The organism is Streptomyces sp. NPDC127084 (assembly GCF_042724175.1).
Classification (GTDB): domain Bacteria; phylum Actinomycetota; class Actinomycetes; order Streptomycetales; family Streptomycetaceae; genus Streptomyces.
This window is the reverse complement of sequence record NZ_JBHXFA010000014.1, coordinates 56,571-70,696: the sequence shown is the minus strand read 5'-3', so window position 1 is coordinate 70,696 and position 14,126 is coordinate 56,571. Positions and strand designations below refer to the sequence as shown.

Here is a 14,126-nt window from a genome sequence, read left to right as displayed (position 1 = left end):
GGGGGGGGGGGGGGGGGCGGGGCGGCCCCCCACCACGCGCGCCGCGCGCCGCCCGGGCGGGCGGGCGGGCGCGCGGGGGGGCGCGCCCCCCCTCCCCGCAGCGCGCGCGCCCCCGCGGGGCGGGGGGGGGGCTCCCGGGTGTGACCCCCCCCCGCCGCGGCTGGGTGCGGGTGCCGGCCGGCCGCGGGTCGAGGGAGCCGACGCGCCGGCCGAGGCCGGCGGGGGCGTGCTGAAGGTAGTGGACAAGGCCGGCGCGGACGTCGGACAGTTCGTCCTCGCGGTAGGCGTTGCCGTCGGCGTGCAGGTCGAGCGCGAGACCGCCCTCGCCGTCGGTCTCGCCCTGGATGTTGACGGCCAGTCCGCGCACCGGTCCGGTGGACAGCTGGTGGGTGACGGCCTCGGCGCGTCCGAAGCTCATGGCACGGGCGAAGCTCATCACGTTGAGCGTCAGGCCGCCGAACCCGCCGGTCCCGTTCGGCCTGCCGAGCTCCTGGTGCAGGTCCTCGCCCCGGTACCGCTGGTGGCGCAGCAGCGAGCCGACCGAGCGCCGCACATCGTCCACCAGTTCGCCGAGCACCGTCCAGCGGCCGATAGTGAGGCGCAGCGGCAGTTCGTTGGCGAGCATGCCGGGGGTGGTGAGCGCGGTGCGGCCCAGCCGGGCGGTCACCGGCAGGCCGAGCACGATCTCGTCCTCGCCGGTCATGGCTCTCCGGTACGCGGCGCCCAGCGCGATCGCCATGATCGCCCACGGCACGCGGGCCGCCCGCGCGGCCTCCAGGAGGGGGCGTGCCTGCTCCGGGCCGAGAAGGCCGCGGCTGTGCAAAGGCGACGCGGAGCCGCCGAGCGAGGGGGCCTGGGGGATGATCAGGCCACTCGTCGTCTCCTGCCAGTACCGCCGGTCCCGCTCGAAGCCGCTGGAGGAGGCGTACGCGACGTCCCCTTCGACGAGTTCGGCGAGCGTGCCGGCCCTGGACGGCGGGACGGGCGTCCCGGCCTCCAGGGCCGTGTAGACCTCGGCGATCCGCGCGGTGTGCAGGCCCTGGCCGAACCCGTCGAGCAGTGCGTGGTGGTAGCTGAGGAAGAGCCGGTCGCGGTCGTTCCCGAGCCGCAGCAGTGTATGGGAGACGAGCGGCTCCGGTCCCAGCATCGTGGGGGCCTCGGCCAGCCGTGCCGCCGCCCAGGCGTCGGCTTCGGCGGCCGGGTCGGGGTGTGCGCGCAGATCGACCAGCGTGAGCTCACCTGCTGTCCGGGCCTCGTCGGAGGGCCGCACGTGGAGCGTCAGCCGGTCGTCCCGCTCGGCGAACCGCACCCGTAGTGCTTCGGCGTCGTCGACCGCGCGCGCCACGGCGCGGCCGAGCAGCCCGGGGTCGATGGGGCCTGAGAATTCGAGTACGGCCGCGCAGTGGAAAGCCGTGGGGGGGGCCGGGGGGGGGAGCGGGGGCGGGGGCGGCCCCCGGGGCCCCCCCGGGGGTGGTGGGGCCCTGATATTGCGTCCCCGCCCCGGCTGGGAACCGCGGGGGGGCCGGCGTCGTTGTGCGCGGCCCCGGGCCCCCCACGCTGCGCAGCCGTAGCGGGCAGGGGGACGAAGCCCGTGCGGCGAGTGTTCACAGTGCATGCTCCAGGTCGGCGTCGACGGGCCCTCAGGACGTGGCGGCCCGGGCCTCGATCAGATGTGCGGAGAGTTCGGCGATGCTGGGGTGGTCCCAGACGGCGGTGGGGTCGACCTCGACTCCGAGGTGGTCCTCGATGGCCGCGGCGAGCGTCAGGCCGGAGATGGAGTCCAGTCCGTACTCGCCGAACGCGGCGGAGTGGTCGATCTCCTCCGGCGCCATGCCGAGAAGCGGGGCGATCTCGGCGGCCAGCCAGTCCTGCAGCTCGGTCTGGACCGGCAGGACCTGCTGTCCGGTGGTACCCGGCATGGTGATCTCCTTCTCTGGGGTGGGGTCACGCTCCCGCCGCCCCTTGCCCGTCGGGCAGGAGTCGCGCGGCGAGGTCGAAGGCACGACCGGTGTGGAACCGGTCGAGCAGCTCGGTGTACAGCGCCTCCTCGGCGGCCGCGGGCAGCGGGGCGGGCCGGCCCTTCAGCCGCCCGTGGAGCCGGTCCAGCAGGGCGTGCGGCCAGACCGGGGCGTCCGGCAGACCGCCGCCGCCGATGTTGTGCCGCCAGAGGCCGAGGACGGAGGCCGCCGTGTGCACGTGTCCGAGCCGGGTCACCAGGTCGGAGGCGTCGGCGCCCGCGGTGACCGTGAGATCCGCCGGGCCGAGGGCGCGGCAGTCGCGCGTCAGCGCGGCGTGCTCCACGAGGAGCAGCTCGCCGAGGGCGGCGGCGGGACCGCCGAGCCGGGAGACGGACTCGGTGAGCGAACCGGTCAGGTGGTCGCGCCCACCGGCGGAGAGCCCGAGCCGGTGAAACTCCAGCGGCCCGAGGGGGGCGTCGAGGTCGAACAGTTCGGCCGGGGCGTCCTCGGGCCGGGGCTCCGACCAGGACCGGCGGGCGAGCACCGGGAGTTGCGGCAGCACGATCGACTCGCAGGCGGCGCGGGCGGCATGCCCGAATCCGACCAGGCGTACGTCGCGCAGCAGCTTCTGGAAGATCGCCGTGGGGCCGGTCCGCAGGTAGAAGTGGGCGCCGAGAAGGTCGGACAGGGTGTTCATCGCGTCGAGCAGCACCGCCGAGCCGAAGTGCTTGTACACGGCCGAGTACACGCTCGCCTCGGCAGGCAGCACGTGTACGGCCCTGATCGCGGCCGCGCCGAAGCACTCGACGAGGAGCAGGTCTGCGAAGACACCAGCGAGGGTGGAGCGCACGTGGGGCAGGTCCGTGGCCGTACCGCCGTACAGGGGCCTGGTGGTCAGGTGGCGCAGCGCCACCCGCAGCCCGGTCTCCACCGGTCCGCACATCACGGCGGGCGTGACGGTCTTCGTGATCTGGAAGGAGCGGATCGCCGTCTCCAGGCCCCGGCCGCGTTGCAGGATGCTGTGCGGCGGCACCGGGCAGTCCTCGAACTCGATGCCGTGCAGCTGGACCGCGCGCATGCCCGAGCTGGAGAAGCGGGGCAGGTCGCGCAGGCGTGTCCGGTCGAGGGTGCGCTTGTCCAGCAGGATCTGCGAGTGGCTGCGGCTGCCGGGGCGTTCGTCGGTGCGCGCGAAGAGGATCATGCCCTGGGCGCGGCGCACGTTGGTCACGACTTCCTTGCGTCCGCGCAGGACGGGGGTGCCGTCGACCTCGACGAGAGAGCACTCGGCGCCCGACAGGTCGTTGCCGTGCGCCAGTTCGTGGTACGCGGCGGCGAGACGGTGGTTGCCGAGGATCAGTTCGGCGGCGGTCCGGCGCTGCCGGTCATCGCCTGCGAGCCAGACGTTGACGGAGGCGATGAACGAACTCATGCCGTAGCCGAGGCCGAGGGAGGGGTCCCGGCGGTAGAGGGAGCGCAGGGCCGCCACGACGCCGTCGAGCCGGGACAGCCTGCCGCCCAGTTCCACGGGCACGAACTCCGCGTTGAAGCCGTAGTCGTCCAGGGCCCGCTCGGCGGCGGCGGGCATCTCGCCACGTTCGTCGGCCTCCAGGAGCGCGGCGAAACCGACCGGGTTGGCGTCGTCGAACGGGTCCCCGAGGTGGCGCTCCAGCTCCCCGGTGCGGGAGTGGTCCATGGTCATGAGGTCTCCAGTCCGCAGAGCAGGGAGAACTCCCCTTCGGCCGGGTCGGCGGAGAGCAGTTCGTCGCACAGCAGGTCGCGGGCGTCGGGTCCGGCGGCCGGTTCGAGGCCGAGCCGTCCGAGGACGACGGTCAGGCAGGCGCGCACCCACAGAGCGTCGCGCCACCACCGGGCGCCGGGCGGCGGCTCGTTGTGCAGCCACAGCGCGAGAGCGGACGCCCCCGCGAAGACGAGTTCGTAGCGCTTCGCCAGTTCGAACGCCTCGGCGGACGCGGCCCCGGGCGCCTCGCGGCAGCCGGCGATCTCCTTGTGGAGCCGCGCCGACACCTCGGCCAGCGCGCGGGCGTCGGCGGCGACGTCCTCGCGGCCGCGGCGGGCGGCGAGTTCCGCCGCCTCGGGGAGGGACTGGACGACGCTGGAACCGCCGTCGCTGATCAGAGCGAGTCGGCGGGGATCCAGCGGCGGCTGCGCGACGCCGATCCCTGCCGCCGCCCGCAGACCCGCTTCGTCGCGGGCCCCGGCGGCGTGCGCCCGGGCGAGCAGCGGGAAGGCGGTGATCAGCGCCTGCCGGTTCACGGCGGTACTGCCGTCGAAGACGGCCACGATGCGGTGGTCGCGGTCGAGTTTGGCGAACGCGCCGTGCTCCAGGACTCCGGTGAGGAAGCCGCGTACGCCCAGGAGTTCGGCCAGGGCGTCCACCGAGCGCTGCACGGTCGTCGGGACGAAGGCCTTCGTCACGGCGGCGGTCACCGCCAGTTCTCGGGTCAGGGTCTGGGCGCTCCGCCCTGCCAGCACGGCTACCGCCTCGGCGAGCAGCAGCGCAGACGCCGCGTCGCCGAGGGCCCTGCGGATGCGTGGCAGGTCCGCGAGCCGCTGTCCGTACAGGCGGCGCTCGGTGAGGAAGCGCACGGCGATGGGAAGGGCGTGGTCGGCGGCGCCCAGTGAGAGCGAGGTGGCGCAGATCCGGGTGAGCTGGAGCGACTTGAGGAGCACTTCGAAGCCGGAGCCGGGCGCACCGACGAGCGCCGAGTCCGGAACGCGTGCGTCCTGGAAGGCGATGCCGCTGATGTCCGCGCCGCGGATGCCGTGGGTGGCCTCCTTCCGCAGTGTGCGGAAGGCCCCCTCCGGGAGTGTGTCCTTGTCGACCAGGACGAAGCCGAAACCGCGCGGGCCGCCCTCCGGCCGGGTGCGGGCCAGGACGCAGGCGAACCGGGCCCGGGTGGCGTTGTTGATCAGCCACTTCTCCCCGTCCACGGCAAGCCCGCCGTCGACCGGGCGGGCGGTCAGCCGGCCGGAGAGGAGGTCGCTGCCGATGCCGCGCTCGGTGAGCCCCCAGCACACCTCCGCACCGGAGCGGATCTCCCGGGAGAGCAGCTCGGTCTGCTGTTCGTCGCCGGCCACCCAGGTGGGCATCGCGCCGAGGAAGGTCTTGCCATGGGCGATGGCGACGGTCAGGTCGCGGCGGGCGACGGTGCGCAGCACGGCCATCGCTCCGTCGAGGCCGTGCAGCCGGCCGCCGTGGCGCTCCGGGACGTAGTGCGCGCCCGTGCCCGCGTCGGCGAGCAGCCGGTGCGCGGCTTCGGGGAACGCCTCCGCCTCGTCCAGCCGGGCGAGTTCGGCGGGGTCGAAGGCGCCGCCCGGGGCGGATGCCCGGGTGAGCAGCTCCTCAAGAGCCGGGGCGCCGGTTCCGGTGCCGGAAACGGTCATGCCGTGCGTCCTCGTCCGGCGAGGGCGGCGTACTGGGAGTCGTACTCCGCGAACAGCGGTTCGACCGCGCCGGAGAGGAACAGCTCCCGCATGGCGGCGCGCTGGATCTTGCCGCTCGTGGTGCGCCGGACACCGGCCCGGCGGAGGAGCAGGACGCCCGCCGTGCGTACCCCGAACTCCCGGGAGATCGTGTCGCGGATGGCGCGTACGAGCGCCCGGGCGTCGTCCGGCGACGGACGGCCGCGTACCTCCTGAAGCACGAGCAGCGCGTCGTCGACCGAACCGTCGCTGCCGTCCGCCGGTACGGTGAACGCGGCGGCAGGCAGCCCGCCCAGCTCGTCGTGCCGGTCCTGGAGGGCGTGTTCGACGTCCTGCGGGTGGAGATTGCGGCCGTTGATGATCATCAGTTCCTTGCGCCGCCCGGTGATGTAGAGCTCCCCGTCCAGGAAGCCGCCCAGGTCGCCGGTGCGCAGGAACGGGCCTTCGCCGTCCTTGGTGTGCGCCTGGAACGTCGCGGCGGTCGCCTCCGGGTTCTCCCAGTAGCCGAGGGCGACGCTCGCGCCGCGCAGCCAGACCTCCCCCACCGAGCCGACGGGCAGTTCCTCGCGGGTGTCCGGGTCGACGATCCGGGCCTCCACGTCGCGCACCACGCCGTTGCTGGGCACCGACCGCCCCTGGGCGGCGTCCGTCGCCCGCCGCAGCAGCCCCTGTTCGAGCAGCGCCGGATCCAGGTCGGTGACGACCACTTCGCGTCCGGGCGACCCGGAGACGAAGACGGTGCACTCGGCGAGGCCGTAACAGACGCCGAACGCGTCGGACTTGAGGCCGGCCGCGGCGAAGCGCTCGCTGAATCTGCGGATGGTCGACGCCTGCGCCGGCTCGCCGCCGCTGAGGGCGTAGCTCCACCGGGACAGGTCGAGGGTGGCCAGCTGCTCGTCGGTCACTTTCGCGGTGCACAGGTCGTGAGCGAAGTTGGGAGCGGCGGAGAACCTCAGGTCGTACCGGTCGATCAGCCTCAGCCACTGGACGGGGCGCTTCACGAAGGTCACGGCCGACATCAGGACCACGGTGCTGCCCATGGCCAGCGGTGCGAGCGTCTGCCCGATGAGGCCCATGTCGTGGTAAAGCGGCGCCCAGCCGCCCGTCCTGACCGGCTCGTCCGAGCCGAGCGACGACACGAACGACGCGATGTCCGACAGGAGGTTGCCGTGCGTGATGGTGACGCCCTTGGGCTCGCTGGTGGAGCCCGAGGTGTACTGGAGCATCGCCGTCGTCCCGTGGCCGGCGGGCGCGAGCGCCGCCAGATGGCCGTCGGCGTCGTCGAGGGTGTCGGTGGCCACGATGCGCAGGCCGGGCAGGGCCGCGGCGTCGGCCCACTCCTGTACGGCCGCGAGGTTCGCGCTGTCCGTCAGGACCACGGAGATCCGGGCGTCGGAAACGATCGAGGTGACCCGCTTGCGGTCCTGCTGGTAACTGCCCGGCATCGGGGCCACCACCGCCAGCGTTCCGGCGTACAGGCAGCCCGCGAAGGCCGCGACGCACTCGGTGCTCTGCGGATACAGCAGGAGCACCCGGTCACCGGCGGCGGAGTGCGTCCGCAGAGCCTCGGCGATGGCGCCGGACCGCCGATCCAACTGCGCGTAGGTGAGGGTATCCGCGTCGCCCGTCTGCGGGTCACGCACGAACACCACGGCCTCCTGGTCCGCCCGGTCGCGCAGGTGTCCGCGCAGGAGGGCGCCCAACGAGGCCGCGTTCCTGATGTTCTCGATCATGTCGTAGCCCACTGGATTCCTCTCCGTACCGGTGGCCGCCCGTTGAGGGCCCACACAGCGTCGCCGCGGGTTCTTCGGGTCTTTCACGCCACGCGGAAGCACGCCTGGTGCGCGGACTTCCGGGCAGCGCGGTGCGGCCGTTGCCGCGGGGGGACGTACGGGTCTTCTGTCAGCGATCCGCGCGACGGCGAACGCCCGGGGACGGCCGCGCGGGCATCAGCAGGCGCGGCAGCTCTCGGGAAACCGGGCGGCGTCCGCCTCCGGGAACCCCTCGCCGTCCCTGGTGAACTCGTCTCCCATCTTCAGGAGCGCCAGGCCGAGGTCGGTGAGGGAATGCAGTACGGCGTTGAGTTTGCGCCGACTGGTGATGAGCCCGGCCGCCCGGAGCACCGCGGTGTGCTGGCTCGCCGCCGCGGCCGAGATACCGAGCCGCCGCCCGAGTTCAGTGGTGGTGCAGCCTTCCGTCAGTGCGAGCAGCACGCTCGCACGGGTACGTCCCATCAGCGCGCCGAGGGCCCTGTCCTGGTGCTCCGGCTCCTCCCACATGGCCGCCGCGGTCACCGCGTCCAGCGGGACGGGGTACACCAGGACGGGCGGGGTGCCCTCGGAGCCCGAACCCTTGTAGACCACGGGCCTGCTGTGCAGGAACAGCGAGGGCACGACCATCAGGCCCGCGCCCTCCGGGCGGAACTCCCCGTCCAGACCGTTGTCCAGCTCCAGCACCGGCGAGTTCCACTCGATGCGCGCGTTCAGCGTGCCGAGCAGGGCTGCCACCCCACCGCTGAGGAAGATCCGGCTGCGGTGTTCGGCGTCGGCACGGAGGTAGGCGTTGATGCGTTCCCAGTAGGGGGCCACCACACGCTCGAAGAAATCGTTGTCGGCGGTCGCGCCCCGGCGGCCCGTCCACTCCTGCAGCATGGCCGCGCCACTGGCCTGCGCCAGCAGGGTGAGGTGGTCGGGCACCGAGGGCCTCGCCGGCAGGCGAAGCGTGCCCCCCTGACTCACCAGATCTCGCCAGCGTCCGAAAATCACACCCCCGCTCCGGCGGCGGAGAAGATCAGCGGCCAATTCGGTCTCCACAGCCGGATCCCCCGCGGGCGCGATGGTGATACGCGTCAGATCCTGGACGGTGAAATGAATCCTCTGCACTGATCCCCCGAGATCATGGATGAACTTAGCGGCCGGTCGGCAAGATCGACCTGGCTCATGGAGTATGGTCCGGCGCCTCCGGAGCCGCAATGACATTTAGATCAAGATGAATGATGGCGACCCTATCCCCATTTGAACACGAACAGTGATCGAACGCTCCCGCAGAGTAACCGCCTTTTGGTCTCCTTTCACATTGCAGGGACTTTCGGCCGAGCATGAAACCCTGCCCGCGCGACTCCCGGCCGAATTAGTATCCCCAGATGCGAAATCGGAGCGGGTCGAACCCGTGCGGCCCGCCCGCTCGAAAAACGGCGCTCGACACCGTCCAGGGGGCGACCAGGTGACCACCGAACACACGTACCGCCAACGCCGCATTTCCGTATTCGATGCCACATTGCGCGACGGGGAACAGGCCCCCGGCAATTCAATGTCGCCGGCCCAGAAACTGCCTCTGGCGCTCGCGGCCGAGGCGTACGGCGCGGACATCGTGGAGGCCGGCTTTCCCGGCTCGTCCCCGGCGGACGCCGAGGCGACCCGACTGATCGCCGAGTCCCTGACGACCGCGAGGTTCGCCACCTTCAACCGTGCGTCCACCGACGACGTCCGGGCCTCCATGGCAGCGGGCGGGGCCAGGCCCAACCATCAGGTGCAGATCTGCGGCACTGGCAGTGACCTGCACCTGGAGCACAAACGCGGCATCACGCGCGCCGAATCGATCCAAGAGGTGCACGACGCCATCCGGCTGGCCGTCGACCTCGGCGCGACCGACATCTCCTTCGGCGTCGAGGACGCCAGCCGCGGCAGCAAGGACCACATCGAGGCCCTCGTCACTGCCGCCGTCGAAGACGGCGCGACCACCGTGATCCTCGCCGACACCACCGGATGCGCCACCCCTCAGGAGTACGGCGACCTCTGCGCCTCCGTGCGCTCGTGGATTCCGGACGACATCATCCTCTCCACGCACTGCCACGACGACATGGGTCTGTCCCTGGCCAATGCGCTCGCCGGAATCCAGGCGGGCGCCAATGAGGTGCAGGCCACCCTGGGTGGAATAGGTGAACGTGCGGGAAACACGCCGCTCGAAGAACTCGCATCCGTACTGACGCACAAGGGTGACGAATTCGGCGCGACCATCGATGTCCAGCTCGCAGGGCTTTACCCGGCCTATCTCCTCCTCTCGGAGACGATCGCACTGGCACCGTCCCGCAACAAAGCGGTCTTCGGAGTCAACGCCTTCGCGACGGAAGCCGGAATTCACCAGGCCGGAATTCTGAAGAACCCGATCAACTACGAGTACCTGAATCCGCATCTGTACGGTCGCGAGAGGTCGCTCCTCGTCGGGCGGCACTCCGGCAGATCGATCCTGCGTTACCTGCTCGACCGCATGGGCATCCCCGCACAGGACGAGCTGGTCGACGGTCTTTACGAGGAGTTCGTGGCCTCGCGTCCGGCCGGCGAGTGCGACGAACTGGACGACCTGGCGCAGCGGATCGCGGGCCGGTTCGCCGAGGCGGCGAAGGCATCGTGAGCACGCCCCTCACACTCGTCGACAAACTGTGGGACGCCCACGTCGTCAAGCAGGAGGAGGACGGGGCCGACCTGCTCTACGTGGACCTTCATCTGATCCACGAGGCCACCTCGGCGCAGGCGTTCGACGGGCTCGCCCAGGCGGGCCGCCGCGTCCGCCGGCCCGATCTCACCCTGGCGGTCGAGGACCACAACGTCCCCACCGACTCCCTGACCATCACCGACCCCGTAGCCTCCCTCCAGGTGGAGACCCTGCGGGCCAACTGCGCCGAGCAGGGCATCCGGCTCTTCAGCCACGGTGACGACCAGCAGGGCATCGTCCATGTGGTCGGCCCCGAGCTGGGGATCGTCCTCCCGGGCATGACCGTCACCTGCGGGGACAGCCACACCTCGACGCACGGCGCGTTCGGTGCGCTGGCGTTCGGCGTCGGCACCAGCGACGTCGAGCACGTGCTCGCGACCCAGGTGCTGGCGCTCCAGCGCCCGCGCACGATGGCCGTCGACTTCGTGGGCACCCCGCGCGCGGACGTCACCGCCAAGGACCTCACCCTGGCGCTCCTGGCCGAACTCGGCGCCAACGGCGCGCACGGGCACGTGCTGGAGTACCGCGGCGAAGCGGTGCGCGCGCTGACCGTCGAAGGCCGGATGACGCTGTGCAACATGAGCGTCGAAGCTGGCGCCCGGGCCGGTGTCGTGGCACCGGACGAGACGACGCTCGACTACCTGCGCGACCGCCCGGAGAGCCCGCGGGGCGCCGACTGGGACGAGGCGGTGGCCCACTGGCGGGAACTGCGCACCGACGAGGGCGCCTCCTTCGACCGTACGGTCGTGATCGACGCCTCGGCGGTGACTCCGTACGTCACCTGGGGCACCAATCCGGGCCAGGCCGTGGGAATCGGCGACCGCGTGCCCGACCCCGACACACTCGCCGGCCCGGTGGAACAGGCCGTCGCCCGCAAGGCGCTGGCCTACATGGGCCTCACGCCCGGGACCGTCATGCGAGACATCGCGATCGACTCCGTCTTCCTCGGCTCCTGCACCAACGGCCGTCTCGAAGACCTCAGGGCGGCCGCCGACGTACTGCGGGATCGGACCATCGCCCCCGGCATCGACATGCTCGTCGTTCCCGGCTCGATGGAGGTCCGCCGGGCGGCCGAGGCGGAGGGGCTCGACAAGGTGTTCACCGAAGCGGGCGCGAAATGGCGGTTCTCCGGTTGCTCGATGTGCCTCGGCATGAACCCCGATCGGCTGACGGGCCCCCGACGCTGCGCCTCCACCTCCAACCGCAACTACGAGGGCCGCCAGGGCACGAGCGCGCGCACTCACCTCGTCTCGCCCGCTGTGGCGGCCGCCACGGCCGTCGTGGGGCGGCTCGCCGCACCCGCCGATCTCGACTGACCACCGCGGACAGGAACGACAGGCAACAGGAACGAGGAACGATGGACGCGCTCACCGAGCACACCGGCACCTGTGTGCCGCTGCGCCGCAGCGACGTGGACACAGACCAGATCATCCCGGCCCGGCACTGCCGCAGGCTCACGAAGACGGGTTTCGAGGACGCGCTGTTCAACCGCTGGCGCGAGGACCCCGGGTTCGTCCTGAACGAGCCCGAGCGCGCGGGCGCGAGCATCCTGCTGGCAGGCCCCCACTTCGGCACCGGATCGTCCCGCGAGCACGCGGTGTGGGCGCTGCGGGACTGGGGTTTCCGGGCCGTGATCGCACCCAGCTTCGGCGACATCTTCCTGCGCAACGCCCTGCGCAACGGGCTGCTCGCCGTGCGGCTCCCGCAGGAGGTCGTGGACGGGCTGCTGGACCGGGCGGAGGCGTCGGCCTCCTTCGCCCTCACCGTCGACCTGCGGGAACAGCGGGTCCTCGACGGCGGACGGCACTGGTCGTTCGACGTGGCGGCCCGCGCCCGCAAGCTCCTGCTCGAAGGTCTGGACGACATCGAGGTCACGCTCAGGTCCCAGGACGCCGTCACCCGGTACGAGGAGACCAGACCCCGCTGGATGCCCAGGCCCTCCGGGAGCGCGGCGTGAAGCGCATCGCGGTTCTGCCCGGGGACGGGATCGGGCCCGAGGTCACCGCCGAGGCACTGCGCGTGCTGAAGGAGGTCGCCCCCGACCTGGAGACCGACGTGCTGGGACACGTCAACGCCGACACCTTCCTGGCCGGAGGGCCCGCGCTGTCCGACAGCGACTTCGCCCGGGTGGCCGAGGCCGACGGGGCGCTGCTGGGGGCCGTGGGCGATCCCCGGGTCACCGACCCCTCCTATGCGCGCGACGTGCTGCTGCGCCTGAGGTTCGACCTCGACCTCTACGTCAACCACCGCCCGGCGAAGCTGCTGCACGACCGGCTGAGCCCACTGCGCGACCCCGAGCGCAGGGCGATCGACTGCACGGTGGTCCGTGAGAACACCGAGGGCCTGTACGCAGGCATCGGCGGAAGGCTGCGCCCCGGCACCGCGCACGAGACGGCCGTCGACACCGAGGTGAGCACCCACCGGGGGGTGAGCAGGGCGCTGGAGTTCGCGTTCGCCCGCGCCACCACCTCGGTCTGTCTGGTCGACAAGGCCAACGCCGTACCGAACAACGGTGCGCTGTGGCAGCGTTGCTTCCGTGAGGTATCGGCCCGCCGGCCCGAGCTGGCCACCCGGCATCTCTACGTGGACGCGGCGGTGATGCACCTGGTCTCCGACCCGACCGCCTTCGACATGATCGTCGCCAACAACGCGCACGGCGACATCCTGAGCGACCTCACCGCCCAACTGGCGGGTGGCATGGGCACAGCGGCCTCGGCGAACCTCAACCCCGAGACGGGCTTCGCCCTGTGCGAACCGGTCCACGGGTCGGCGCCCGACCTCGCCGGATCCGGTACGGCGAACCCGCTCGCCGCGATCCTCAGCGCAGCCCTGCTACTGGACTGCGCCGGGCGTGCCCCGGAAGCCGCCGCGCTCCGGGACGCGGTCGGCAGGAGCATCACGAAGCGGCTCTGCACCCCCGACCTCGGCGGCTCGCTCACCACCTCGCAAACGGGCACCGCCGTACTCGACGAACTGTCCTGACCGGGCAGCACACATCTAGGAGACGCCGGTGGATTTCGGCCTGTTCTACTTCGCCAACAACTCGGCCGGCACGGACGGATACCGTCTGCTGCTCGAAGGGGCCCGGTTCGCCGACACCCACGGCTTCACCTCCGTGTGGACGCCGGAGCGGCATTTCCACGCCTTCGGCGGCTCCTATCCCAATCCGGCCGTCACCGGCGCGGCCGTGGCGACGGTCACCGAGCGGATCCAGATCCGCTCGGGCAGCGTGGTGGCGCCGTTGCACCACCCCCTGCGGATCGCTGAGGAGTGGGCCGTCGTCGACAACCTGTCCGGCGGGCGCGTCGGTCTCTCCTTCGCGTCCGGCTGGCACGCCGCGGACTTCGCGCTCGCCCCGCACAACTACGCCGACCGCAAGGAGGTGCTGGCGCGGACCGTCGCGGACGTGAGGGAGCTGTGGCGTGGTGGCGCCATCGCCGTTTCCGACGGGGACGGTGAGACACGCAAGCTGCGCACCTATCCGGAGCCGGTACGGGACGAACTGCCGGTCTGGCTGACGGCGGCGGGGAACCCCGAGACGTTCCGCGAGGCCGGCGAGATGGGCGCCGGACTGCTTACCCACCTGCTCGGGCAGTCGATCGAAGAACTCACCGAGAAGATCGCCGTCTACCGCGAGGCGCTGCCGGCGGGCTGCCCGGGCCATGTGGTGCTGATGCTCCACACCTTCCTCGGCACCGACCGGGACGAGGTCCGCGAGATCGTGCGCGAGCCGTTCAGCGCCTATCTGCGGAACTCGCTCGGGCTGCTCCTGAAGGCCGCGGGCGACATCATGCCCGATCTGGACCCGGACGACCTGACCCCCGAGGACATGGACTTCCTGGTCTCCCTCGGCTTCGACCGGTACTTCGAGACGGGCGGCCTGTTCGGCACCGTGGACGAGAACGCGGAGCTGCTGCGCGGCGTGCGGGACGCCGGTGTCGACGAGGTCGCGTGCCTGATCGACTTCATCGATGACGCCGACACGGTGCTGGGCGGGCTGAAGCACCTGGACGAACTGCGCCGTACCTGGGCCTGACCACGTCCGGCCGCATCCACGAGATCGCCGAAGGCTCCTGGTGGACCACCCCCCTCAAGCGGGACGCGGTCCACCCGGTGCCTTCGTCCGTACGCCGTCGGGGCTCCCGGGAACGCCGGACCGCGGACGCGGAACACGCCGTCGCGGCTGCCCGGCCGCCCACCGGAGCGTGGGCGCATGGCGCGTCCCCGCCCTCG

The 14,126-nt window shown here is 71.9% G+C and carries 11 protein-coding genes; 5 read left to right on the top strand and 6 right to left on the bottom strand.

Translation table 11 applies throughout. From position 1 onward, the window contains the following. The 6 genes from ACFWI9_RS05815 to ACFWI9_RS05790 form a co-directional block, all read right to left on the bottom strand. The coding region (locus ACFWI9_RS05815; RefSeq protein ID WP_387159260.1) for a condensation domain-containing protein at nucleotides 1–1,615 on the bottom strand (1,615 nt) is incomplete at its 3' end. A gap of 25 nt (nucleotides 1,616–1,640) precedes the next feature. After that, on the bottom strand, nucleotides 1,641–1,919 hold the full coding sequence (locus ACFWI9_RS05810; protein ID WP_387159259.1) for an acyl carrier protein: 279 nt from the start codon (nucleotides 1,917–1,919) through the stop codon (nucleotides 1,641–1,643). A 25-nt stretch (nucleotides 1,920–1,944) separates the two neighbouring features. Further along, nucleotides 1,945–3,657: an acyl-CoA dehydrogenase gene (locus ACFWI9_RS05805; protein ID WP_387159258.1), complete on the bottom strand. Its 1,713-nt coding sequence runs from the start codon at nucleotides 3,655–3,657 to the stop codon at nucleotides 1,945–1,947. Further along, nucleotides 3,654–5,363 (bottom strand): acyl-CoA dehydrogenase family protein, encoded by a 1,710-nt coding sequence (locus ACFWI9_RS05800; RefSeq protein ID WP_387159257.1) that lies wholly within the window; start codon nucleotides 5,361–5,363, stop codon nucleotides 3,654–3,656. The genes ACFWI9_RS05805 and ACFWI9_RS05800 overlap by 4 nt, the downstream gene beginning before the upstream one ends. Continuing rightward, nucleotides 5,360–7,147 (bottom strand): fatty acyl-AMP ligase, encoded by a 1,788-nt coding sequence (locus ACFWI9_RS05795; protein WP_387159256.1) that lies wholly within the window; start codon nucleotides 7,145–7,147, stop codon nucleotides 5,360–5,362. Before ACFWI9_RS05795 ends, ACFWI9_RS05800 begins: the two co-directional genes overlap by 4 nt. A gap of 204 nt (nucleotides 7,148–7,351) precedes the next feature. Beyond that, entirely contained in the window at nucleotides 7,352–8,098 is a 747-nt protein-coding gene (locus tag ACFWI9_RS05790; RefSeq protein WP_387159255.1) for an ArsR/SmtB family transcription factor, read from the bottom strand. Nucleotides 8,099–8,624: 526 nt separating this feature from the next. On the opposite strand from ACFWI9_RS05790, the gene ACFWI9_RS05785 reads away from it, so the two are divergent. From ACFWI9_RS05785 to ACFWI9_RS05765, 5 genes are read left to right on the top strand one after another with little or no spacing between them, the layout of a single operon-like run. Further along, on the top strand, nucleotides 8,625–9,812 hold the full coding sequence (locus tag ACFWI9_RS05785; RefSeq protein WP_387159254.1) for a LeuA family protein: 1,188 nt from the start codon (nucleotides 8,625–8,627) through the stop codon (nucleotides 9,810–9,812). Continuing rightward, entirely contained in the window at nucleotides 9,809–11,209 is a 1,401-nt protein-coding gene (leuC, locus tag ACFWI9_RS05780; RefSeq protein ID WP_387159253.1) for a 3-isopropylmalate dehydratase large subunit, read from the top strand. The genes ACFWI9_RS05785 and leuC overlap by 4 nt, the downstream gene beginning before the upstream one ends. A gap of 41 nt (nucleotides 11,210–11,250) precedes the next feature. Further along, nucleotides 11,251–11,850 (top strand): 3-isopropylmalate dehydratase small subunit, encoded by a 600-nt coding sequence (leuD, locus tag ACFWI9_RS05775; protein WP_387159252.1) that lies wholly within the window; start codon nucleotides 11,251–11,253, stop codon nucleotides 11,848–11,850. Next, nucleotides 11,847–12,875, top strand: coding sequence for an isocitrate/isopropylmalate dehydrogenase family protein (locus ACFWI9_RS05770; protein WP_387159251.1), 1,029 nt, complete (start codon nucleotides 11,847–11,849; stop codon nucleotides 12,873–12,875). Before leuD ends, ACFWI9_RS05770 begins: the two co-directional genes overlap by 4 nt. Before the next feature lie 28 nt (nucleotides 12,876–12,903). Then, nucleotides 12,904–13,929, top strand: coding sequence for an LLM class flavin-dependent oxidoreductase (locus tag ACFWI9_RS05765; protein WP_387159250.1), 1,026 nt, complete (start codon nucleotides 12,904–12,906; stop codon nucleotides 13,927–13,929). Nucleotides 13,930–14,126: the final 197 nt, after the last annotated feature.